Annotated in this window: 19 protein-coding genes and 4 pseudogenes; 12 read left to right on the top strand and 11 right to left on the bottom strand. The window is 37.0% G+C overall.

All coding sequences use genetic code 11. The features are described 5' to 3' along the window. The 4 genes and pseudogenes from E0H80_RS09925 to E0H80_RS09910 all read right to left on the bottom strand — a co-directional run bounded on the left by E0H80_RS09925 (position 1) and on the right by E0H80_RS09910 (position 4,642). Positions 1–1,106, bottom strand: a pseudogene (locus E0H80_RS09925) (NAD/NADP octopine/nopaline dehydrogenase family protein). 101 nt (positions 1,107–1,207) lie between these two features. Next, positions 1,208–2,197: an AraC family transcriptional regulator gene (locus E0H80_RS09920; protein ID WP_131365373.1), complete on the bottom strand. Its 990-nt coding sequence runs from the start codon at positions 2,195–2,197 to the stop codon at positions 1,208–1,210. 97 nt (positions 2,198–2,294) lie between these two features. Continuing rightward, positions 2,295–3,647, bottom strand: a complete 1,353-nt coding sequence (locus E0H80_RS09915) for a spinster family MFS transporter (protein ID WP_131365371.1) — start codon at positions 3,645–3,647, stop codon at positions 2,295–2,297. A gap of 602 nt (positions 3,648–4,249) precedes the next feature. Then, on the bottom strand, positions 4,250–4,642 hold the full coding sequence (locus E0H80_RS09910; RefSeq protein ID WP_131365369.1) for a DUF4440 domain-containing protein: 393 nt from the start codon (positions 4,640–4,642) through the stop codon (positions 4,250–4,252). Positions 4,643–4,838: 196 nt separating this feature from the next. On the opposite strand from E0H80_RS09910, the pseudogene E0H80_RS09905 reads away from it, so the two are divergent. Further along, a pseudogene (locus E0H80_RS09905) lies at positions 4,839–4,956 on the top strand (IS6 family transposase); the annotation flags it as partial. Between the two features lie 14 nt (positions 4,957–4,970). Beyond that, entirely contained in the window at positions 4,971–5,186 is a 216-nt protein-coding gene (locus E0H80_RS09900) for a hypothetical protein (RefSeq protein ID WP_131365367.1), read from the top strand. A gap of 370 nt (positions 5,187–5,556) precedes the next feature. Here E0H80_RS09900 and E0H80_RS09895 read toward each other — a convergent pair whose 3' ends face one another. Both E0H80_RS09895 and E0H80_RS09890 read right to left on the bottom strand, forming a co-directional pair. After that, complete coding sequence (locus E0H80_RS09895; protein ID WP_131365365.1) at positions 5,557–6,780, bottom strand: tyrosine-type recombinase/integrase; 1,224 nt, start codon at positions 6,778–6,780, stop codon at positions 5,557–5,559. Positions 6,781–7,238: 458 nt separating this feature from the next. Further along, complete coding sequence (locus E0H80_RS09890; protein ID WP_228259979.1) at positions 7,239–7,430, bottom strand: hypothetical protein; 192 nt, start codon at positions 7,428–7,430, stop codon at positions 7,239–7,241. 68 nt (positions 7,431–7,498) lie between these two features. On the opposite strand from E0H80_RS09890, the pseudogene E0H80_RS09885 reads away from it, so the two are divergent. The 7 genes and pseudogenes from E0H80_RS09885 to E0H80_RS09855 all read left to right on the top strand — a co-directional run bounded on the left by E0H80_RS09885 (position 7,499) and on the right by E0H80_RS09855 (position 16,286). Then, positions 7,499–8,643 (top strand): annotated as a pseudogene (locus E0H80_RS09885) (IS3 family transposase). A 1,171-nt stretch (positions 8,644–9,814) separates the two neighbouring features. After that, on the top strand, positions 9,815–11,230 hold the full coding sequence (gene antA / locus E0H80_RS09880; RefSeq protein ID WP_131365363.1) for an anthranilate 1,2-dioxygenase large subunit: 1,416 nt from the start codon (positions 9,815–9,817) through the stop codon (positions 11,228–11,230). A gap of 2 nt (positions 11,231–11,232) precedes the next feature. Then, the gene (gene antB, locus E0H80_RS09875) at positions 11,233–11,724 is read left to right on the top strand and encodes an anthranilate 1,2-dioxygenase small subunit (protein WP_131365361.1); all 492 of its coding nucleotides are present in this window, start codon (positions 11,233–11,235) and stop codon (positions 11,722–11,724) included. 12 nt (positions 11,725–11,736) lie between these two features. Then, positions 11,737–12,768, top strand: coding sequence for an anthranilate 1,2-dioxygenase electron transfer component AntC (antC, locus tag E0H80_RS09870; protein ID WP_131365359.1), 1,032 nt, complete (start codon positions 11,737–11,739; stop codon positions 12,766–12,768). A gap of 106 nt (positions 12,769–12,874) precedes the next feature. Beyond that, positions 12,875–13,795, top strand: coding sequence for a catechol 1,2-dioxygenase (gene catA, locus E0H80_RS09865; RefSeq protein WP_131365357.1), 921 nt, complete (start codon positions 12,875–12,877; stop codon positions 13,793–13,795). Between the two features lie 705 nt (positions 13,796–14,500). Then, positions 14,501–14,869: pseudogene (locus E0H80_RS17140) on the top strand (OprD family outer membrane porin); the annotation flags it as partial. Positions 14,870–14,942: 73 nt separating this feature from the next. Then, positions 14,943–16,286: an MFS transporter gene (locus E0H80_RS09855; RefSeq protein WP_131365355.1), complete on the top strand. Its 1,344-nt coding sequence runs from the start codon at positions 14,943–14,945 to the stop codon at positions 16,284–16,286. A gap of 71 nt (positions 16,287–16,357) precedes the next feature. On the opposite strand, the gene E0H80_RS09850 is transcribed toward E0H80_RS09855, so the two are convergent. Then, positions 16,358–17,356 carry an AraC family transcriptional regulator gene (locus E0H80_RS09850; protein ID WP_131365353.1) on the bottom strand — a complete coding sequence of 333 codons (999 nt, stop codon included), beginning with the start codon at positions 17,354–17,356 and terminating at the stop codon, positions 16,358–16,360. A 480-nt stretch (positions 17,357–17,836) separates the two neighbouring features. Here E0H80_RS09850 and E0H80_RS09845 point away from each other — a divergent pair, with 480 nt between their 5' ends. Beyond that, positions 17,837–18,820: an AraC family transcriptional regulator gene (locus tag E0H80_RS09845; protein WP_131365351.1), complete on the top strand. Its 984-nt coding sequence runs from the start codon at positions 17,837–17,839 to the stop codon at positions 18,818–18,820. Between the two features lie 236 nt (positions 18,821–19,056). Here E0H80_RS09845 and E0H80_RS09840 read toward each other — a convergent pair whose 3' ends face one another. The 3 genes from E0H80_RS09840 to E0H80_RS09830 all read right to left on the bottom strand — a co-directional run bounded on the left by E0H80_RS09840 (position 19,057) and on the right by E0H80_RS09830 (position 22,306). Then, positions 19,057–20,493: an MFS transporter gene (locus E0H80_RS09840; RefSeq protein WP_131365349.1), complete on the bottom strand. Its 1,437-nt coding sequence runs from the start codon at positions 20,491–20,493 to the stop codon at positions 19,057–19,059. After that, the gene (locus tag E0H80_RS09835; protein ID WP_131365347.1) at positions 20,490–21,566 is read right to left on the bottom strand and encodes an MBL fold metallo-hydrolase; all 1,077 of its coding nucleotides are present in this window, start codon (positions 21,564–21,566) and stop codon (positions 20,490–20,492) included. The genes E0H80_RS09840 and E0H80_RS09835 overlap by 4 nt, the downstream gene beginning before the upstream one ends. Positions 21,567–21,814: 248 nt before the next feature. Further along, positions 21,815–22,306, bottom strand: a complete 492-nt coding sequence (locus tag E0H80_RS09830; protein WP_131365345.1) for a cupin domain-containing protein — start codon at positions 22,304–22,306, stop codon at positions 21,815–21,817. A gap of 171 nt (positions 22,307–22,477) precedes the next feature. Here E0H80_RS09830 and E0H80_RS09825 point away from each other — a divergent pair, with 171 nt between their 5' ends. Continuing rightward, complete coding sequence (locus E0H80_RS09825) at positions 22,478–22,834, top strand: YidH family protein (protein ID WP_131365343.1); 357 nt, start codon at positions 22,478–22,480, stop codon at positions 22,832–22,834. Between the two features lie 2 nt (positions 22,835–22,836). Beyond that, entirely contained in the window at positions 22,837–23,151 is a 315-nt protein-coding gene (locus tag E0H80_RS09820) for a DUF202 domain-containing protein (protein ID WP_228259978.1), read from the top strand. A 41-nt stretch (positions 23,152–23,192) separates the two neighbouring features. On the opposite strand, the gene E0H80_RS09815 is transcribed toward E0H80_RS09820, so the two are convergent. Next, positions 23,193–24,035 carry an alpha/beta hydrolase gene (locus tag E0H80_RS09815; RefSeq protein ID WP_228259977.1) on the bottom strand — a complete coding sequence of 281 codons (843 nt, stop codon included), beginning with the start codon at positions 24,033–24,035 and terminating at the stop codon, positions 23,193–23,195. Between the last annotated feature and the right edge of the window lie 326 nt (positions 24,036–24,361).

Below are 24,361 nucleotides of genomic sequence, written 5' to 3'. Positions count from 1 at the left end.
TTAGACTCCTTGATGCAAGATCATTTGTAATTCATGTTTGGATTTATCTGCCAAACCTAAGCTTTCAAATGTCCGGCCTTCGGCATATAAATCTTTGCCTGCAACAGCAGAGGCAATATTCAGCAAGCCTTCAGCCACAGGGGTTTTGACGCCAGCCCAACGGCCTGCAGAAACAATTAAGGATAAACCTAAACGGGTGTCTTCAAGCATATAGCGATGTGACTGCAAATCAATGTCCTCACGCCCGTCACCGCTATCTGTGAGTTTGCCATGAGCACCTCGGCCATACATCCACTCATCGCCTTCATCTGCTTTATTATAATGATCAGCCAGCGGAAAATGTGGAGCTGCATAACCCAAGGCTTCACGCACTTGCATCCGTTCGGCATCCAATTGAGAGGTGACATTGCGGATGGATGGCTGGGTGCCTTCGTTGTGAATATCCCACGTATCGAAGTGCTCTAGCGGGCCGGCATTCATCATAATTAACGGTGGATGAATAATGGGGCCTGCATTCATCAATGCCCCGCTTAAGCTGTCCTCTATCGGCTCTACACTCAGATAGGCTTGCTGTAAAACCTGGAATGCATGTTCAGATAAATTGCTGGGGAAAACACCGGTAGGTAAACGAGTCGCATACCCGCTCACTACAATGCGGTTTAACCCATGTTTGCGCACTAAATACGGCAATGTGCCGGTTTCAGCGAAGGCGACCTGTGCATGATTTCCAGCATCTTTCATGGCTTGAGCAAAGACAAAGCTGCCAAAAGTGCCTGGCGGTAAATAAATCACTTGCCCATCTTTGAAATAAGGTGCCGTGTGCTGCGCCAAATCCAGATGCGTGGTCGCCGGCAAAGGAATAATAACCAGCTCAGTGCCTGCAATTGCCTGCGCTAAAGACTCCTGTAAATTGATCTGGCTGTTATTCCAGCCAACCGTCACAGAACGCTCACCTTGATAATCCAAAATGAACAGTTCACCCGTTTCTGCTAATGCTTTTAATGCATCGGCATCCCGGCGCCATAACACCACCTCATGACCATTTTCTGCCATTTCCACGGCTGCTGCATAACATCCATGCCCCCACCCAGTACTGTAATTTTCATTTTGAATCCTCCTGATTAACTGAATTAACTTTAGAAGATTAAAATGAAGCTCACCTCTCCGTATGCGAATAGGCTGTTCGATATACGAATACTTTTAGAATTTAGACCACTTTCATTTTCAAGGTTTGCGACGGTAGGCAACCATAGCGTTTTTTATACCGACTGGAAAAATGGCCCAAGCTTTGAATGCCGTTTTGAAAAAGAATATCCGTCACGGTATCGCTGAATTGGCTGTTCAGTAAGGCTTGATGCACCCCTTGCAGACGCTGATCTCGAATATATTCCAGCGGCGTTTGTTGACAGTACTGATTAAAGCTTTTTTGCAAAGTACGGCTGCTAACCCCGCAAAAAATACTCAGTTCAGCAAGTGAAATCTGTGATTGAAGATGTTGCTGTATATATTGCTGTGCTTTTCGCATATAGCTGGGCATGACTTCTTGTCTGCGTTCATTGAGTTGATGACTGTAATTATTAGGAACTTTCCGTAAAATTAATTCAATCAAATACTGGGTAAAACTGGCTGAAATAAAGCTCCAGTTTTGAATATTATAATATGCGTGACAGAGGTAATTCAGTGTTTCAACAATTGAGTTCAGAGCTTCTGTTGTACATGATAACCCGCTATCAAATACTAAGGATTCTGTACCGGTATAGCCCAACATTTTACACAGCTGTGTTTCAACATCCTGCTGTGTCAGTTTGAGAATAATATTGCGGCAGCGGTGATTGGTCATGATTCGGTTTTGGATATGCGGATGTGTCACCGTCATAATGCCATGTGACTGCAGCACCTGATTTTGTTCATGTTCAACTTTACATTGTCCTTCAAGATTGATGCGAAACAAATAATGAGGAGATGTTTCATCGATCGTGATTACCACAGCCGCGCTGTATTTAAGATCATATAAAGCCGAATTTCCAAAGCTAAATCCATTCAGGCGAGTATTCAAACTGGAATCTGCCTCTACATCAAATTGATGGGGGCACAAATAATGACTGATTTTATCCTTAATGATGTGATAGTCATCTGAATTAAAAAGTAAAAACTCATCCAGATAATGCAAAAGGCTCAAATTTAAACGCTGATTCATCTCTGCACTCCATTGATTCCATTCTTCAGAATTAAAAGGCAAGAGCTCATTAGACCGAATAAGCTCTTGCTTGACTGTTAACTTCTAAGGGCTGGGCTTAAATAGGGTGTTCCTGCTGCATACTTGCGCTAAAGGCTTTGCACCCTTTTTTCAATAAAATAAAGGCCAATACACATGCGCAAGCACCAACAATCGACAATGACATCCCCACCATCAGCGGGTTTGCAAAGATTTTATCTGTAATTAATGCCACCAAAGTCGTCCCGATTCCAACAGCGACTAAATTACTGATCAGCAGAAATACCGCCGAAATCTGCGCACGCAGCTGGTTAGGTGCCAGCATTTGCATGGCTGTGGTGGAAATTGGCATGGGAAAAGATGCAAAAAACATCGCTGGAACCAATAACGTCACAGACAGCCACAGTTCAGACACTTGGGTAAAAGCAATCATCGGGATGATTAAACCTACAATACCGATAACACCGGTGATCATTGGCGAATCTTTTCTACCTTTTTGAATAAACCAGTCATTTAACCAGCCTGCACAAAATACGCCCAAGGTATTTGCCACCAGCATGACCGTCCCTAGCATATAGCCAGCTTCTGTTGGAGTTAAGCCATATTTGCGCATATAAAACGCTGGTGTCCAACTGATGAGACAGTACAGCGCCATGGCATAAAAGGTAAAACCAAAATAATGACAGCCAAAAGTAGTGCGATGTTTTTTAATAAACTTAAACGCTTTTTTCATACTGGTTTTTTCAACTTGGCCTTGCGCATTTAAACGCTGACCGCTACGTTGCGGATCCCGTACCGTTAAAATAAACAGCAAGCCAATGAAAATACCTGGCAAACCCACAAGAATAAATGCCATTTGCCATGCTTTGATTGCACCTAACAGTGGTACTTCGATCAAGCTCATATTTTTCAATAAGCCAATCACATAGCCGCCAACCAAAAAGGCAATCCCTCCACCCACGAATGACCCGCTGGAATAAACAGCGACAGCACGCCCTAGTTTATCCTTGCTGAACATATCACTGAACATCGAATATGCGGCTGGTGATAATGCTGCCTCTCCCACGCCTACCCCCATCCGACTGAAGAAAAGTTGAATGAAGCTCTTACTTAACCCGCAAATTGCAGTCGCAATACTCCAAAATACAATTCCAACAGCAATAATTTTAGGACGTGAAAAACGGTCTGCCAGATAAGCTAAAGGCAATCCCATAAATGCATAAAATAAGGAAAATGCTAAACCATGCAATAAGCTGAACTGGGTATCTGATAAATTTAAATCGGCTTTAATCGGCTCAATCATCAATGCCAAAATTTGCCGGTCAATAAACGAAAAAATATAAGCCAGCATGCATAGCAATACCACATACCATGCATATACATTTGATTTTTTACTGACCGCGGCAGCCTGATCATTGATAGAACTATTCATGTCACTTAATCCTTGTACGACGGCTTATATTCCTCATAAGCCCCTATTTCCTACCCCCTTGACAGGGAAAATATTCTTGATCACTATTATCAGAAATGTTTTACATCTAGCCAAATTTTGCTTCTATTCAAGCTTATTTTTCGATTAGAATCCTGCAAAACTTTTTACATTCTTAATTTAATTATATTTACTTTTACGTGTAATATTCCATAACTTTTTAAGTATAAACTTATACCTTTAGATTACTCCCTGTCGATTTCTGCGGAGAAATTGAATATAAATCAGTTAAAAAAATCACTGTTCAATCAAATTAAAAAATTGATTAATTCAGCACTTAAATTACCGCACTGTAGCCTTAAGTCCGCTAAAGCAAACCTTAAGCCTACTGCTTTATTGCGGTTAGACTGACTGGTATTTTAAATTTGCTTATATAAAACCTGTTATTTCCAGCTAAGTTGCCAATAATAAAATGGGAGAGATGGCAGGTCTAATCGGTTTGACTCACTTCGATGCATTAATTCCAGAACTTCAAAGCTAGACTTATGTAGTTTAAAAAGGTAAAACAACATAAGCCTATGCTTTTTAAAAAATTAAAATAAATTTTAAGCTGTAAATGTTTCCTGCAGAAAGCGCCAAAGCATTTGGTCCTGAATTTCCTCAATCAATGCACAAGAACGACGAATTAATATCCCGGATTCTTTGGTATGCTTCTCTGTATAGGTCAAAACGATGGTATGTTCATTATGTGAAATAATTTCTTCATCATAGATTTCAATTTTGATATCAGGCATTTTTCCTTGATTGTTTGCGAACAGCTGCTTCACTTCTTCAAATTTAAATTTTTTACCAGCCGCCCCCACCATTTCAAAATCTTCAGAAAAATGTTTAATTAATAAAGGTAAATCTTCAGCGCTATTTACCCCGCTGAAAATTTTTTCAATCAGTACATGCATGGTATGAATGCTTTCAATGGCTTTCTCTGCAGAAAGTGTCATATCAATTTCCTTATATTTAATGTTGACCTGTACAATAAAACAAAATTACATGTAAAATTCAATATATTTTTTAGGCATATTTTATAAATCAAAAGATAAGAATTTTTCAGACGACTTTCTATACCAAAAATTTACGGCACTATTGCAAATAGCCGCTGATGGTAAGCTAAATAGTTTTTAGCTCAAGGTTCAGCATATGTATACCGTCCATGGTCGGCAATTTTCAGGGCAAGACCATTCTTTGGGCTGTGCGCTGTTATTGTAACTATGGCATCAGCTATCGTGAACTTGAGGAAATGCTTGCCGAACGTGGTAGGAATTTAGCATAGTGTTTTTTTGGAAAAATTTAAATCATGTGAAGAAGTGGCAAATTCCACAAGTGAACAACACGGATAAACTGGGAAAATCAAGTTATGCTTTGTCTGAGCTAGTGGCGGGAATTGAGAACTTTATTTCTATTGCGACGAGTTTGTCAGACGGTAAAGGGATTGACTGGAATGTTATGATCATAGAAATTCCAATTCAAAGGCCTAGAAAGACATAAAAAGCTATCGCGACCAGAAAAAGACCCACACCTTCAAGATACAGACCTTAATTTATTATAAAACTCAGCAAGTACCGAGTTTATGTACCGGTCGTAGTGTTGTACAGGGTTGTGAGTTATTTTAACGAAATTTAAAGCTAAAATATTAAAATTCCTTTATTTCAACTGATAAAGGCAATCAGAAAGTCAATAAAACAAGAATAGGAGTTGAATAGGTATTTGGCAGTCTGAAAACCTTCAAAATCCTTGGAAGACCATTATTGAAATAGAGGTAGAAAAATTAGTTTACAGGCTCAGATTCAATTTAATTACTAGAACTCGTCACACTTAATTAATAAAAAAATGATTGATGAAAGAGGTTTAATATAATCTATCCGAAATTTACACCTGGTCTTTCTATATATTCATGTATATAACTTCCCCACCACTGCATCATCTCTCTACGCTGCTTAATATATTCGGCATGATTATAACTTGCGCGGGTTTTATTTTTATCTGTATGCGACAACTGTGCTTCAATCCAATTTTGTTGAAATAAACCCGATTCATTTAATATAGTACTAAATGTCGATCTTAAACCATGAGATGACAATTCATTCTTACTATATCCCATTTTACGTATTACTGTATTTAGCGTATTAAAATGAATCGGTTTGTCTTTATATCGCGGGCTTGAAAATACATACTTTTCACCATGAGACCACTCAAGTGCTGATTTTACAATACAAATAGCCTGATCTGATAAAGGCACCAAAAAATCAGGAACCTCATGACCTAAAATGACTTTACGTCTAAACTGCTTAATATGTAATGCTGGGATGCTCCATATTTTATTTTCTATATCAAAGTGATGTGGCTCACTAAGAAGTAATTCAGTGCCCCGAACTCCTGTATATAATTTAAGCCATAAGGCTTTTTTAATAAGGGTATGGGTATTCACCTGATCTAATTTATTTATGAATTTTGGAATATCATGCGATTTTAAATAAGGATAGTTTCTCTTAATCTTATTATTTACCAATATTTTATTTAAACCATTTGCGATATTATATTCACAATACCCCATCGCCACAGCATAATCATAAATTTGATTTAAATAACTATAAGCTTTTTTAACTGGTTCTTTTACTTCTCTAAATTCAATTTTTTTTATTACTGTTACTAAATCATATCGCTTCACTTCGTCAAAAGCTATATCACTTAATTCTGGATATATATCATTGAATAAACATTTTCTTGCCAACTGAATAACCCCACAACGTGGTTCATCACTAAAAGAATTCCTTATTTTAAATTCTAACCATTCCTCACAAATATCTTGGAAGGATTTTATTTTTTTATTACTTACACTTTTAAGAGTGTAGTTATTTAATTTATATTCGTCTCGTGCAAATCTTGCATCTTTTAATAACAATGATGGATACATACCAAGTTTTATTCTTGATCGCTTGCTTGATCCTTCTACAGAATATCGATAGCTCCATGACTTGCGTCCATTCGGTTCAATTTTCAGGCTCAGGCCTTCATCATCTGCTAAAAAGTAGATTTTATCCTTTGGCTTGGCTTGGCGAACCTTAAATTCTGTAAGACTCATAAAATTGCATGGAACCACTAATGACACTGGAGAGTTGGATTATATCAAAATTTACATACTTTTATATGATGCGTATGATACGCATCATATAAAAGTATAATTTATTGTTATTTAACGACTTTATTAAGTATTAAATAATTTTAGTAACCAAGCTAGTAACCAGCTTAGCAACCCTGAAAATAATCTGGTGAAGTGCTGACTCGAGATCTAATTTATTTTTATTGGAAACTTGGATATTTAATTAATGAAGATTCATATATACAAATGAGGCAGTTAAACGGCCATGTCCAGACTTAAGCCAGATCACTGTAAATATTAAGTAGTTTTGATAAGAGATAATGAAAGTAGCGAATGGATAAACAGAAGAAATGGCTATTGCAGATGTGGTTGAGGCAACCTAACAATACAGATGTCTCGAATCTAGTATAAAGAGAGTAATCGACTAAAAAATTAACCCATTATTGTATTTTAATTCCAAAGTACAGTGATTTTTCCTGTTGCGATAACAGTTCTTTTAAAATTGTCTTAATTTTGGCCGTTCCGTCATTTTCATTTTTATTGTTTGTATCATCTGTAACATTTTGACTATTACTACTCACGATTAGCAATATTCCAGCAAGTGCCCACTGCAGGGTATAAGCCGGGTCCATATTGATGTATGCCGATAAAAACGTAGGCTTTTACTTGGTAAACTAATCATACTCATCAGAAGTGTACCATGAGTAAAAAACCAAATATTTACACCGCTCAATTCAGGGCTGAAGCCCCTAAATTGATTGAGCAGAACAATGGTAAGGTCAGTATAACTGCACGTGAACTTGAACTTTGTATGCAGATGCTTTCAAACTGGTGCAACAAGGCCAAGTCTGGAAAGTTAGCAGATACAGAACCATATGATCCAAAGCTTGTTGCTCTATTAGAAGAAAATAAAAAACTAAAGAATCAACTTATAATTGCTGAAATGAAGCGAGAATTCTTAAAAAAAGAGGCAATGTACTTTGCCAAAGAAAGCCAGTGAAGTATGTGCTAATGAAAAAGTATAAACCCGCTTTGCCTGGTCGCTTTATGGCTCAGCATTTAAACCTCTCTGTTTCTGGTTTTTATGATTGGCTACGTAACCGATTGAACCGACGAGCTCTACAATTCAACCAGAATTCAATCTTTGTTAAATTAGTACATCAAGAAACTTAATAAAGCTCTGGCTATGTTCGCTTGACTAAACATTTACAAGCCCCAAGCATCGAAATCAGCCCGTATACAGTGCGTAAAAAATAGGATCAACCCGTTATATTGTAAAAGACAGAGACGTTTTAAACGTACGACGAACAGTAATCATAAGCGATCAGTCTATGACAACCTACTCAATCAACAGTTTAAGATGATACTGCCTAAGCAAGCTTAGCTTAGCGATATTGCTTATATTTGGACCACAGAGGGCTGGTTAGACCTGTATACCAAGCAATTTGTAAACTACAGCTTAAATAAAGACATGACTGCTGAACTTGTTTGTGATGCGTTATCAATGGCTATTCTGAATCAGAAACCGCCTAAAAGCTTAATTGTTCATGCAGATAGAGGCTCACATATTGTGGTCACGATTACCGTAAAATGATTCATGAATATCGTTTTTTGGGTTAAATGAGTAAAAAAGGTGATTGTTTCGATAATGCACCCATTGAAAGCTTATGAGGAATACTTAAAAATGAGTTGGTTTATCATCACCCGTATCAAACAAGGGAAAAATCTAAAGCTGACATAACAAAATACATTGAATTATTTTATAATCAGTGAAAAATTCAAAAAGGTATAAATTTTAAAACACCGAATCAAATGGCAGCTAAATTTTATCAGTTAGCGGTATAGAATCTCCCAAGTTAGAGTCTCCAGTATTTTCACCACACATCCATTCCAAATGAATCTCATCATTCATCTGGATCTTATCATTAAAGCTATTAAATCTTTTCTTTATATTAACTTAAATCATCCCTACTCAATTAACTTTATATTAAATGAATAAAATTATTTTATTGGTTTTTATTTACTCTAAATTTAAATATTAAATTTATATATTTTTGACTTATAATAATTTTCACAACAAAAATAATAAATTATTAATTTAATATTTATATAATAATTCATTTTTTTCATACCTATAAGGTATTAAAGAATAAAAAATGCAAGTTTTGATGTGGTAACAGACTACTAAAAATACAGGTTTTGATGTGGTAACAAACTATTAAAATGCAGGTTTTGATGTGGTAACAGAAAATAAATGATGTAGTAACATAGTCAAAGTATAAAAAATGATCAGAAGTACGGACATGGCTATAATTAGAAGCTCAATAATTTATTTATACCTTACAAATATAAAAGATCTAAGGATTATTTTAAATCATGACTCTATGATATTAATATTTTATAAAAATTTATTAAATATAAAATTTCAGCTTTCTATTTATTAATTAATTAATTAATTAAAAATAATATGTATATGCAAGATATTTTAAATAAAACATAGTGATTTTTTTGAAATATCTGAATCGTATTTTTTGTAATATTTCTGCGTAATTCTGATCTGTAATACATCTTTTTAAACAAACTTATCCTTCCTCAGTTTAGGCACTCTGGCATCTCATGGTTTAATACTTGGATGCTTAAAAATGACCATTCCCCGCAAATGCAGACCGTTTGAATTAAGCTGGCACAATCAGGTTTGTCACTGTCTGAGCACTGGGTAGAAATATTGGACGCTATCTCATATTGCTACAAGTTATCCTGCTTCAAAGTCTATGACTTCTTAAGATGTGCAACATTTTGAAGACTTTCGGTTATTAGAAGTGGTTCATTAGACAGCTGGTGAATGAGCCATTTTATCTATCTAAGCAGGATCTATAAAATCAATACTATTCACCGTATAGAAGATAAAGACTTACAACATTAAAAAACGGATAAAGATCTGGAGAATTCGGATAGCCATGAAGGGTAAATTTCGCTTCAATGAGGGAAATACCCTAATGGACTAGAGGATAAAACAATGACCTCACGCAGCATTACAGAATGGCAAGACTTCGTTAAGAACTGTATTGATTTTCGCCCGGACGATGGCGTATATCGTATTGCTCGAGAAATGTTCACTGAAGCTGAGCTGTTCGATTTAGAGATGGAGCAAATTTTCGAAAAAGTTTGGATTTACGCCTGTCATGAAAGTGAAATTCCGAATAATAACGATTTTGTGACGGTTCAAATTGGCCGACAACCCCTGATTATCAGCCGTGATAGTCAGGGTGAGCTTCATGCCATGGTCAATGCATGTGAACACCGTGGTGCAACCTTGACCCGTGTCAGTAAAGGAAACCAGTCTACTTTCACCTGTCCATTCCACGCTTGGACCTATAAGTCAGATGGTCGCTTGATTAAAGTCAAAGCACCAGGTGAATATTGCGAACACTTCGATAAAACCACGCGTGGCCTTAAACAAGGTCGTATTGCCAGTTATCGCGGTTTCGTATTTGTTAGTTTAGACAGCCAGGCTACCGATTCTTTAGAAGATTTCTTAGGTGACGCCAAAGTCTTCCTTGATTTAATGGTTGACCAGTCACCTACAGGTGAGCTTGAAGTATTACAAGGTAAGTCCGCCTATACTTTTGCAGGCAACTGGAAACTCCAAAATGAAAATGGTTTAGATGGTTATCATGTCAGTACAGTGCACTATAACTATGTATCGACTGTTCAACATCGTCAGCAAGTGAATATCGAAAAAGGGGCTGACTTAGATACGCTGGATTACAGCAAATTAGGCGCCGGTGATGCTGAGACGGATGACGGCTGGTTCAGCTTTAAAAATGGTCATAGCGTACTGTTTAGTGATATGCCCAATCCAGCGGTGCGTCCAGGTTATAGCACCGTCATGCCATACCTTTTAGAAAAATACGGAGAAAAACATGCGAAATGGGCCATGCATCGTTTAAGAAACCTGAATTTGTATCCTAGCCTGTTCTTTATGGATCAAATCAGTTCGCAATTACGCATTATCCGTCCTGTAGCTTGGAATAAAACAGAAGTTATTAGCCAGTGTATTGGCGTTAAAGGTGAGTCTGCCGAAGCACGCCGTAACCGTATTCGCCAGTTTGAAGACTTCTTTAACGTGTCTGGTTTAGGCACCCCTGATGACTTGGTAGAATTTCGTGAACAACAAAAAGGCTTTCAAGCGCGTCTTGAACGCTGGAGTGATATTTCTCGAGGTCACCATACCTGGGAATATGGCACCACCGAAAATGCTCAGGATTTAAACATTAAGCCGGTCATTACCGGTCGTGAATTTACCCATGAAGGCTTATATGTCAACCAACACGGTCAATGGCAGCGTTTAATGCTCAACGGCTTAAATAAAAAAGCCTTAAAAATGCAAGATGTGACTTTTGAGCAACCCATTGCCAAGGAAGAGGTGTAATCATGACTGCTGAACTTAATTTCGCTGTTTCTCAGTTTCTCATTAAAAAAGCTGAACTCTGTGACACCTATGATTGGGATGCCTATCTTGAACTGTATGATGAAGATAGTGAATACCATATTCCGCAGTGGATCGATGACCATAACTATGTTCAGGATCCAAATCAGGGCTTGTCTTATATTTATTACGAAGACCGTACAGGATTGGAAGACCGAATTTTTCGTATCCGTACCGGTAAGGCAGCTTCTGCCACCCCCTTACCCCGCACTTTGCACATGATTAAAAATGTGCGTGTAAAAGAGCTCGACGATGGTTTAATTGAAGCAAAAGTAGCATGGCACACCTTGTATAACCGTCAAGGCTTAGAAGGCAGTTTTTATGGTCATGCCACTTATACCTTACGCAAAGAGCAAGAGAGCTTCCGCATCCGTCGTCAACATACAGTATTACTGAATGACAAAATTGACTCGGTCTTAGACTTTTACCATGTTTAATGGATCAATCGTATGACTCATTCAGTAGCGCTCAATTTTGCTGATGGTAAAACCTTTTTCATTGCTGTACATAATGACGAATTGCTGCTCAATGCAGCCATTCGTCAAGGGATTACCCTGCCTTTGGATTGTCGTGAAGGGGTATGTGGAACCTGCCAAGGCCAATGCGAAAGCGGCTCTTATGAGCAGGAATATGTCGATGAAGAGGCACTCAGTGAACGTGATTTGGCAGAGCGAAAAATATTGGCTTGCCAAACCCGGGTGAAATCCAATGCTGCATTTTATTTCGACCATCATTCAGATATTTGTAATGCCGGCGAGTCTTTAAAAATTGCCACCACCGTGACTGCGGTAGAACTGGTTTCTGACACCACTGCCATTTTGCATGTTGATGCCAGCAGTTATAAGCAGCCCCTACACTTTTTACCAGGTCAATATGCACGCCTGCAAATTCCAAATTCTGAGGAATGGCGCTCGTATTCTTTTGCCAACAGGCCCAATGCAAGCAACCAGCTGCAATTCTTAATTCGCCTGCTACCAAACGGTGTAATGAGTAATTACTTGCGTGAGTGCTGTGAAGTCGGACAGACCATTTATATGGAAGCCCCTTTAGGCAGTTTCTACTTGCGTGAAGTCGAGCGTCCCTTGGTGTTTATTGCCGGGGGTACGGGATTATCTGCCTTTTTAGGCATGCTGGATAATATCGCTGAACAACCCAACGCCCCAGCAGTGCAATTGTATTATGGCGTAAGCCAAGAAGCCGATTTGTGTGAGCAACAACGTTTACATGCCTATAGCAAACGGATGCCTAATTTTAATTATCAACCGATTATTAGTCAGGCTTCAGACAGCTGGACAGGTAAAACAGGTTTCATTCAGGATCATTTGAATAAAGATCAACTGGCAGAACAAGCTTTCGATATGTATTTGTGTGGCCCATCGCCAATGATTGAAGCAGTGAAAAGCTGGTTAGGTGATCAGGCCTTGCAAAATTACCGTATTTACAGTGAAAAATTCTTGCAAAGCAATACCAGCCGCTTTTAACAACAAGCCTGGTCATTCAAGGCTTGAATTTTGTAGTACTGAAACTCTTCATCATGATATGCGCAGTTTTAAATCACTCTAAAACAATATACTTAAGGAACGTAGTATGAACCGCCAACAAATTAGCGCCCTCGTCAAACAAATGAATGTAGATACAGCAACCGGACCTGTAGATCCACGGGTACAGGAAATTGTTGTACGTTTAGTGACTGACTTATTTCAGGCCATTGATGAACTCGATATTCAGCCTTCTGAAGTTTGGAAAGGACTTGAGTATTTTACTGATGCAGGTCAAGCCAATGAACTGGGGTTATTAGCGGCAGGTTTGGGGCTGGAACATTTTTTAGACTTGCGGGCTGATGAAACTGACCTTAAAGCAGGTATTAGCGGAGGAACGCCACGTACCATTGAAGGTCCTCTGTATGTAGCGGGTGCACCGGAGTCTGTGGGTTTTGCCCGTATGGATGATGGTTCTGAATCTGACCAAATTGATACCCTCATTATTGAAGGTACAGTAACCGATACACAAGGCAACCTGATTGAAAATGCTAAGGTCGAAATATGGCATGCAAACAGCTTAGGAAACTATTCTTTCTTTGATAAAGCTCAATCCGAATTCAATTTACGTCGTACAATTTTTGCCGATAAAAATGGGAAATATACCGCTTTAACCACTATGCCGGTCGGTTATGGTTGTCCTCCAGAGGGTACCACTCAAGCCTTGCTGAACAAATTAGGTCGTCATGGTAATCGTCCCTCGCATGTCCATTACTTTGCCTCTGCCCCTGATTTCCGAAAGCTCACCACCCAATTTAATATTGAAGGTGATCAATATTTATGGGATGACTTTGCTTTCGCAACACGTGATGGTTTAGTCGCAACTGCAGTGGACGTTACCGATTCACGCGAAATTGAACGTTATGGCTTAGATAAAGCGTTTAAACACATTACCTTTAATATTGTCCTGGTCAAAGACAGTGTTGCGGCACCTTCAGCAGAAGTTGAACGTCGTCGCTTATGTGCATAATCTTCTTTTGCTAAAACTATCCTTGAACTATTGATTTATCTTGGTTCAAGGATATTTCCGCTCAAGAAACTCCATTTTCATTCCTTCCCCCTCATCATTATTTTTCTAAAAAATAGTTAAAAATCAGTGATCTTATTGCTTATTTATTCTTCTAATATTTATAAATCCAGGCTATGTCCCAGCATATTTGGATTAAAGCTGAATGATTTATTAATGAAAGCTAATCGTCTTCTCAGTTAACCATTTACTCAAAAATCCCTAAAAAACCTTAAAAAAAATCATTCAAATTTAAAGCCTGATTTCACTCGCTTAGATCATATAGCTATTGATCCAATTTGGAAAAAATGGATGAATATCAGGAATTTTTGGATAGTTTAAAACCACTAAAAAGAGTTCAATCAAAACTATGGAATAGTTCTTAAAGTTAATAAATTAAAAACAGAAAATAAGTAATTTCTCAAAGGAAGGCATGAGATGAAATATCGGACAGGGTCAAAAGTAGAATCAAAAAAATCATTTATATTATTGAGTATTTTAAGCGAAATAAGCTTATCAAGTCAGGCCAGACAGCAGAGCCAGAATGGAAATTTACCCTCAAAAATGCTTATATTGAACGAGATTTTGACTCTTCTGTAGTAAAAAATTTCGGCAGTTGGTCGCCGTCAGCATCACTTTTTTATATCTCTAAAATGAGAGAAACTCCGCCTTTATAACCCACATTACTTAGGAATTGAGCATAACTGGAAAGCCGGTGATTTCTCTTTAAATTCAAGACTAAAATATTTTAATACGCCAGAGGACAATGACCAATTCAATATTGATGCGCAGAATATGGGTGGGCTTGAAACTGTAAAAATCAGCAATCACAGTATCCATATCGGGTATCAGCAGATTATTGGTGAATCTGCCTATCCTTTGCCAGAGGGTTTTTGACCAGAAACTTATTTTATTAACGCTGATAGTTGCGAAAACAAAGAAAGTGAAGCCAATTTCATGGGCAACTATGCATTTCAACTGCCCTATCTTAAAGGACTGGCTTTGCAATACCTGTTAATTGACTACAACGTCAAGTAGGGTACTGATTTTACTAAAAATAGATTTTTCATAAATTACGGTAAAACATTCTAAAATTTTTAAAGGAATAAAAATGAAAACAATTGAGATCAACACGGTGATAGACCGCGAAAAACTATCGCCGTTACAATGGCTGGTATTTGCACTTGGCTTCTTAGTGTTTTTTTGTGATGGATTGGATACCGGGATTATCGGTTTTATTGCGCCTGCATTACTGGATGATTGGGGCATCAGCAAACCTCAACTTGCACCCGTACTCAGTGCGGCTTTAGTGGGTATGTCGATTGGCGCAATTCTGTCTGGCCCGCTTGCCGATAAATTGGGGCGCAAGAAAGTCATTACTTCCACTACTTTGCTTTTCGCAACATTTACCGTACTTTGTGGTTTTGCCACGTCTACACAAGAGCTGATGATTTTCCGATTCATTACCGGTATTGGCTTGGGTGCTGCCATGCCGAATATCAGTACTATTGTTTCAGAATATATGCCTGCTAAACGTAAAGCATTCTTAACCGGACTAGCAGGTTGTGGCTTTATGCTCGGAATTTCATGTGGCGGGCTATTATCTGCTTATTTATTGGAAAATCTGGGTTGGGCTAAAGTCATTATTATTGGGGGCGTTATTCCACTTATTCTGGTCATCATACTGGTTCTTAAATTACCTGAATCTACTCAATATTTAATCAAAAACAATCAATCTTTAAAAGCACAGCGTATTTTAGAAAGCATTCAAGGTCAACCTTTTGCCGAAGCAGTCACCCTCAAACTTGCTCAAACTGAAGTTGAATCTGCCCAAAGTCCGGTTAAACAAGTATTGGGGAAATATTTAGTCAGCTCGAGTATGTTGTGGCTTTGCTGTTTCATGAGCTTACTGGTGTTTTACCTTTTAACCAGTTGGATGCCAACCATTTTAAAGACCGCAGGTTTCACCACTCAGCAATTTAGCTTAATTGCCGCTATCTTCCCTTTTGGGGGCGTAATCGGTGCCATAATTATGGGTTGGTATATGGATAAAACCAACCCAACCAAAGTCATTCGCTATTCTTATCTGATTGCTTTTGGCTTGTTTATTGTAGCGGGCTTTTTAAGCTCAGATCTGTTATTTTTTGGCATTACCATCTTCTTAATTGGTGCCTTGCTGGCAGGTGCCCAATCATCTTTACTGCCTTTGGCCGCTATTTCCTACCCTTCAACCTGTCGAGCGGTAGGCGTTTCATGGATGCATGGAATTGGTCGAATTGGAGCAATTTTAGGGGCTTTCTTTGGCTCCCTGATTTTTACATTTGAGCTAAGTTTAAGTGGTTTATTCTATATTCTTGCGATCCCTACTTTTGTTTCATTTATTGCGCTAAGTTTAAAAGTGCGAAGTGAAAAATCTAAAGCCCAAAATCAAGCTAAAATTCAAGAATTAGCTTAGGCTAATTTGAAATCAAACCACCTAATTTAAATGATTTAAATTAGGTGGTTTATTCTTTACTTTTTAATAAATTAAGTAATGTTGATACATTTGTTTTTAGTTTCACTTGGTTTTTCACCAAATTCCTCACGGTACTCTTGAGAAAATCGACTTAAATGGTTGAATCCCCATTGAGAAGCCAAATGGGAAATCGATATTTTTCGATTGAGGCCAGCTGTACTTAACACTTTATAAATTTGCTGTAACCGATGTTTTTTTAAATACGCCATCGGACTAGTCCCATAGTAATACTGAAACTCTTCATACAGTTTCGATTTTGAAACACCGGCCAAGTCTTGTAAATTATCAGCACAAATCTCTTCTTGGGCATGGCTAAGGAGAAATTTTTGTACTCTTTGGATATAAGCAGGCTGGGATTGAGTAGATAATTGTTTAAGCTGTTCTGAATAGTTATTTTCTTGAGATAACAATAGAGCTTTAATTATAAAATTTTCATAATCTTCAGCCAGTAAAGGCAAGCCATAAAACCCGGTATATTGTGATTTAAACTGTAAGAAATTCTGAATATTATTCCACCATGCGGTAATTAAATACTCTGAGTCAAAATGCATTTCCGGATTAAAAACAACCGGATTTTCCACCGGTTGATGAAGCAAATCAGCTAAAACGATTTGTAAACTTTGTTCAGGAACCACCACTTGTAGCTTCTTGCAATCTTTATCAATAGTTAAATCTTGTAAATCTGCATTGGAGAGAATCAGGCCATTTTTTTGATCTGATAAATAGCGTTCCCCTCGCATATTCAAAATTTGTTTGCCCTTCAAAGGAAGACTAATACTATACGCTTTAAGATTAGAGGTATTAATTGCAACATTAGCACCATAAGAAATAGTACCAATCGTCATTCGTTTATGGGGTAAGCGCATGCCATCATAATGAAAATTCAAAGTGTCCCGACAGCTGGTATCCAAACGATGTTCACCACAAATGGTTGACATCAAGTTTTGAGCAAAATCAGCTTTATTAGAATAGTGATTTAATTCAATATCTTGTTGGCTTAGTGATTGCATTCCATTTTCACCTAGCTAAAATTTATTATCTGTATCAATATATCAGCTAAATACTCCTACTGAATAGATTTATCGCATTTTTAGGTTTTTAAAATCAACTTATCCAGGTAATTTATGATTTGGTAAAATCATCTAATTCAGGATTAATAATCATCTAGACAATCTATATTTATTCTAAAAATTATTTTTTCTTCGTTTTATAATTAAACAATATCTGATCACTCTCAACAATCTATTCATACTCGAAAGGTATTATAACCCTATCAATAAAGCATATTGTTTTTGGATTCTTTTTTAAACCTCTCTATCAATCAAATATATTGTTTATAATTTTTTTCTTACCTCATCCTTCGTGGATGAAACAGTTTTTTTGTTATATATACTCATTGCTCTTATATTTTTTTTAATATAACTTAAAAAACAGATTATTTAAGATACTAAAATAATAGTTCTCTCTGATCAAGATATAAGGATATAGAAATGATTGAGTTAGGAAAAAGTGAAAATTGGCTGCCTAGAAAATTTTTTGCTCATTTTCATCAATCTCAGGAAGTTTTAGACTGGACAATCAAAGCAAATGGCCCTCACCATTTACATATTCCAAATCCACAACAAATTGATTTTTTACATGAAGGCATCCAAATTGGTGAAACCACTTTTGGTAAAATTCAGTACTCAACACTTGTAAATATTAATATTGATAATTTACAGCATTGTTATATTTTTAATGTGCCCATTGAGGGCATACAAGAAATTAAAATTAAATCTTCAACGATATATTCTAGTAATGATGTTGCTGCGATATTTTCACCTGATCAACCCTTTTCGATGGTTTTAGAACCAAACTGCCAAAAGCAAATGATTCGTATTTCTAAAAAAAATATGGAAAATCATCTTATGCGGATGTTAGGCTATAAAATTACTCGACCGTTAATTTTTGATATCCAAGCCCCCATGCAAGGTTCAATTAAACAATGGTTCAATTTGGCCATGAGTTTGCAAGAATTTTTATTAGAATATGATTCTGTTGTGGATTTACAAGGGATTTGGAATAATTTTGAAATTAATCTGATTGCTCTTTTACTCACTTCTCAACCACACAATTACAGTTTAGAACTTGAACGCCGCTTACAAGGGAAACCCTCTTATTTAAATTATATTGAAAGTTTATTTAAAGAAAATTTATCGCAACCTTTGAAATTAAGCGAACTTGAGAAAATTCTGGGAATTTCTCGTGAAAGATTATATCGTGATTTTCATACCTATTTTGGCCAATCCCCAGTGGCTTATTTGCGTAATTTACGCTTTGAAGAAACCTATAAGCGTTTAAAAGGAATCAAGCCCTGGGAAAATGTTTCAAGTATTGCCATGGACTGCGGTTTCCAGCAATTAGGACGATTCTCCCAAGAATATAAAAGCCGTTTTGGCGAATTTCCGTCTGAAACACTGAAAAACAATAAATAATATAATGCGTTTTAAACCAACTGTTTTAAGAATACAGTTGGTTTGCAGATGAAAAATAATCATATGAATTAAAATTATTTTATTTTATTTTATTTTATTTTATTTATTTTTTAGCGAGCTTCATAGTTGTTATAAACATATTTTAAAATTAATTCAAATAAAAAGAGCACTTTATCAATCAAGTACTCTTCTTATCGCTTTATCTAAGATTTTAAAAACTGACTTAGCCACATTATTTAATCATTATTGACTTCGATATCTTTTTGCAATTTTTTTGCAGTTTTATCTGGATTAAGAAATACAATTGCAGCTAATCCTACAATTAATAAATAGATCCCAATATATGAAAAACTTAGATTCATTCCTGTAACCAGTTTGCCTAACATTGCAGTATCTGGAAGTATTCCTTTCATAGGCTGAATATAGCCTGCCGATTCCATAAACATTCCCACCATAGTCGGTGAAATCATTCCCCCTAACGATGCCAATGCGGTGACTGTCGCCATAACGGCTGCTCGTTGTTTAGAGCAGATACTATAGGCTAAAGTAATAGGGGCCAGTGGGAATGTCATTGCCAAACCTGCTGCAATAGTCAGGACTAAAACGGCTGTAACTCCAGTAGCATAAGATAATATTAGAAAGAAAATACCTGACATCAAAATTAAGGATCCGAATACGCAACCCATCGATATATGTACCGAACTGCCTTTTTTCATTAAAATTTTCGACAGACAACCTGCCACCAGCAAGGTCAGAGCACCAAATATCCAGGGAAATGTCGAAATCATTCCGATCATCTGTGGAGAAGTGTTTAGTACTGCCGACAAATAACGAGGTGCCCACGTTGTTAAAAAGCCCATTGCCCAGAAACATCCAGCACCGGCTAAAAAAGCAGAGATAAACATGGGTGAGAAAAAGACTTTAAATAAAGGGACTACTTTTAATGAGTCTGCAAATTCGGCAATACTTTTATTACTGATATAACTTGTATTTGGATGAACCAATGGCTTAGGTTGAGTCAGTTGCTGTTTCGCCTTGAGATGACTATAGGGTCCTTCTTTTGCAATTAAAAACCATAACAGGCTCCAGACCAGACCGAACATTCCTAAAAAACCGAATGCCCATCTCCATCCATAAGACGGATGAGCAATAATAGCCGCGAGAATGGGTGCAGCAATAATCGGGCCTAAGGTCGATCCTATGGCAACCAAACTACTTGGCAAGCCACGTTCCTTGGGCTCGTACCATCCATGAATATGTTGCAAAGTAATGGGTGTTGCAGGCCCTTCTGCAGCCCCTAAAATAATTCGTGTCACCAACAAGAGCGTTATGCCCCCTCCCAAGAGCATGGGAAATTGTAAAACGGCCCAGGCAATTCCCATAGTCAGAAGAATCCAGCGGGTTTGTATTTTTGCCGCCAGTAATCCCACCACAATAGAGGAAATGGCAAACAGGAAGAAAAAAGAACTTCCTATAAAACCAAATTGACTACTCGACATCCCCAGTTCACGCATTGCAGGTTCAGCCACCAGTCCTAATACCGCTTTATCGGCAAAGTTAACCATCTGGAATATGATCAGCATTCCCGTTATTAACCACGCCCGGTTAGTAATTTTCCCTGTTTCAAGCGACTGCACCAGTGAAGTGGGAAAATTTTTGCTTTGACTCTTCATATATTGGCCTCCCGAATTAACTCACGCGCTTTGCCCTCTTCTAAACGAGATTTAACAATATCCATCACATTGAAAGTATCATTGTCTTCTGCTGCCAATACCAAGCCATCAAAATCATTTTGAGCGACATTTACCATTTTTTGGACATCAGCTGAGTCAGGGGTATTTGGTACAATATGATGCAAAATAAGTGCCTTAACATTTGCTTCTTGAGCAACCAGACCTACTTTTTCATAAGAGGTATGAGATTCTTCAAGATGAACAGCAATCCCATCTCGGGTGGGTCCTTCAGGGAAAGTGGCTAAAATTGCATCCAGGTCGATGACCTCATGCATTAACACATCTGCATCTTTGGCCAATAAAATACAGTTTTTAGAATAAGTCGTATCACCCGAAATGACCACGGAACCATATTTAGAATCGAATCTGAAACCAAAAGCAGGAAAACACAAACGATGATCAACCAAGATGGTGCTGATTTTGACCAGTTCATCTTCATAAATGACAAAAGGTTCCATTTCCGGATGTCGGTTATGAACCGGATCGGCTTTGGCCTCTTCTGGAATTTGAATATCAAATGCTTTAATCCATTCTGTTGGGCTTGAACGTCCTTCATCTGCCATTCGAATGGCAATATCGGAAGCAAACACATTATGTATTAAAGCATCGACCATAGCGGCTGTACCCACCATCGGATGATCGCCACCACAACAGCCTTTAATTTTAGGATGTGAGTGAGCAGGCATCGCTGGATTTTGTAGGGGCTTGCCAGGGCCATAAATTTGAATAGGTTGACTGAAAGATTCGCCAGGAACTTGCCAGCCCGTGAACAAGTAAGAACCTAGATCATAAATATGATCAGAATGATGATGGGTGAGAAAAATACCCCGTAACTCACCCCAAGTGGCATGACTTCTGTAATTGCGAATACTGCCCATACCACAGTCCACAATATAAGTCGCATTATCGACACAGATGGCCGTTGAAATACCTGCTCTAGAACGGGATACGATTGGACCACCACCGGTACCTAAAGCAATAATTTTCATTCCCTGTTGATTATTAATTGTCATTGAATCGTCCTTTTTAATTTATGCTAATAACACGTTATTAATATAATTGAGTAGATTCACTGGCCAATATGCAATTTTTAAAAATTCACTATGCGTAATTTAAATTATTTTTTTTAATAAAATAAAAGTCTTTTAGAATGAGATCATCTTGTTAAAATATAAAATCAAGCCCCAATATTCTTTCTAAAAAAATAAAAAAGCTTTCAAAATTTTGAAAGCTTTTTAGATAACTATACTATTTTCAGCGTTTAAAACTCACAATTCGGCAGCCGTGCTGGATCAATAAAGCGAATATTACGAGCCGCGGATACCTGAACCACTTTTTCTGGATCGGTTAAATTATGCAATTCCGAGAATAGACTGGCTAAATCATTACCTGGACTTACCCAAAAAATACCTTTGGCAGGCCCTGCCGAAGTGACTTTATAACCATGTGTAGTGCCACGTGGCCAGTAAAGGTAATCGCCCGCTTTTGCGGTTGTCCATTCACCATCGAGATAAAGTGAATACTCTCCCTCAAGAATATAAGCATGTTCATCCTGTACGGGGTGCATATGAGGCGGAACAAAGGTACCCGCAGGGTCATTCGAAATCCAGGCAAAACTTGACTGTTGATCTCCGCCTAAAATCGGTTCATATACATGACCCAATATATTCCATTCAATATTTTTAAGTTCTTTACTTAAACGTGATTCACTGAACACTAAAGACGATAAATTTTTCTGATTTAGCATTTCCATTGTGGTTCTCCCTTTTTTATCATTCAAACAATTTTTTGGCATTTTCACTATTCATTTTTTCATGACAAGGTATGCAAAAAAATGTATGAAACAGATACACAAAAATAAAAAATGCATATTCCTGATTATTAATCTCTATATATTTAAAATTTTAATTGATCAAAAAAATTTATGAAAAATCTATTTAAAATTCTAAAATTAACCGACGGTGAGGATCCGGATCCTCGTTTTACGCTCGCCAATGAAAGAACGTTTTTGGCATGGAATAGAACCGCACTTGCAATATTAGTGGGTGCGGTTGCATTTATTACCCTTAATAATGGAATGATTGAAAAAGTCATCGCAGATCAGATTTTTATCGCTTTGATTTTACTTTCAATTATTCTTAGCATAAGTGCGATTTTTCGTTGGTTCAGAATTGAATATGCACTTAGAACAAAACAGTCACTTCCCTATCCCTGTATGGCTCCATTCTTATCAATTTTTAGCTTAATTTTGATCATATTTATTTTTATTCATATGAAATAGCAATGAAAATGCAAGATAATGGACTTCAACCCGAAAGAACTTTTTTATCCTTAGAAAGAAGTTTATTTTCTTATATCATAATCAATTTTACTTTCTTTAAAATTTTGATGAGTAAACCCTCTAGCCTATTTTATATTGCTGTTTTTATTGCCTTGGTCATTAATTTTTATTATTTGACTATTTTGATCAATTTCAAAAAAATAACCACACTTAGTAGCAAGAGTAAAAATTCATTGCTTCACCGTTTTATATTATTGTCTTCTGGTGTTTTCACCATTATTTTAGCCATCTTATCTGTCTATATTATTCTTTTATAAAAAAACCATTTTGAAAAATGGTTTTTGTATACTATCTAAAATCATACAGTTGTAGAACCATACAAACGTTCAATCGATTCTACGATTTCTCCATCTTTAAGGAAGTGAAACAGCAAGCTAAAATGATCGCTATTCTTAAGAATGGTAAAATTTGCAGAATTTCCGTTAAGTTCCCATTGATTTTTCATTGCTTGTGATTGTTGAATAAAAGCAGGCGTTTCATTATTGCCAACAAAAAATTCGGCAGGCACCATGTCTTTAGCTACTCTTAATATCGGGGAATTATTTCTTGCCTGAATGTGATTTAATTTAATATTGATGTTTAAACTGGTAGATATTAGAGGCTCTAAATCATATATTCCACTAATAGGAATAATCCCCTTAATATTTAACTGATCTTGAACTCTCTCTTTGGCATTTAATACCAGCTCTGTTGTTAAGTGAGCACCGGCAGAATGACCACAAATATACATAGGCAAGTTGTTAGAAGAAGCATTTAAGTAGGTTTTAACCGTTAACAGTCCATAACTTAATGAGGTTGTTATTTTTTCAATACTGACTTCTGGACAAAGAGGATAATTCATAATGGCGATATGATATCCCAGTTCAGCGAGCTGATCGGCAATGAAATAAAATTGATTCTTATCTCTTGATTGCCAATATCCCGCATGTAAATAAACCAAAATTGCTTTTGCTTTACCTACTGCATAACAGACATCAAAGCATTCGCGTGCATGAAAGCCGTAATGGCAATCTTTTTTCCATTCTTTACTGATCAGTACGAGCCGATTTAATTCCTCAATTCTAGCCATTACTTCATTATAGTTGTTATTTTTCTGTCCTGTGACGTAGTCATTTTCAAATTTACTTGCATCCATAGTCATTACTCTCTCGTTTTCCTAAGCTGCTATTGAATATATTTATTTGGACTTTAAATATTCAAAAATTTATTTATTTTTATGCAATTCTCACTCTCTTTAAGTTTAGCAAATGTCGTGGCCTAATAAAGTTGCACACATCACGCTCATACAATTTGAATAGCCACAAAAATTATAGACACACAACTATCTTTTGATGGCACTTCTTATCCGCTAATAGAGAACGTTGCTCATTAGAGCCCTATCTGTTTTTAGAATTCTTATTTGGAACATTTATAGCAAATATGACTGCTCTCTGCTGAACCTTAGAAAATATCAGCCTATCAGCAGTT

Origin of the sequence: Acinetobacter sp. ANC 4779 (genome assembly GCF_004331055.1) — a bacterium.
Classification (GTDB): domain Bacteria; phylum Pseudomonadota; class Gammaproteobacteria; order Pseudomonadales; family Moraxellaceae; genus Acinetobacter.
This window is presented reverse-complemented; position numbering and strand designations above follow the sequence as displayed.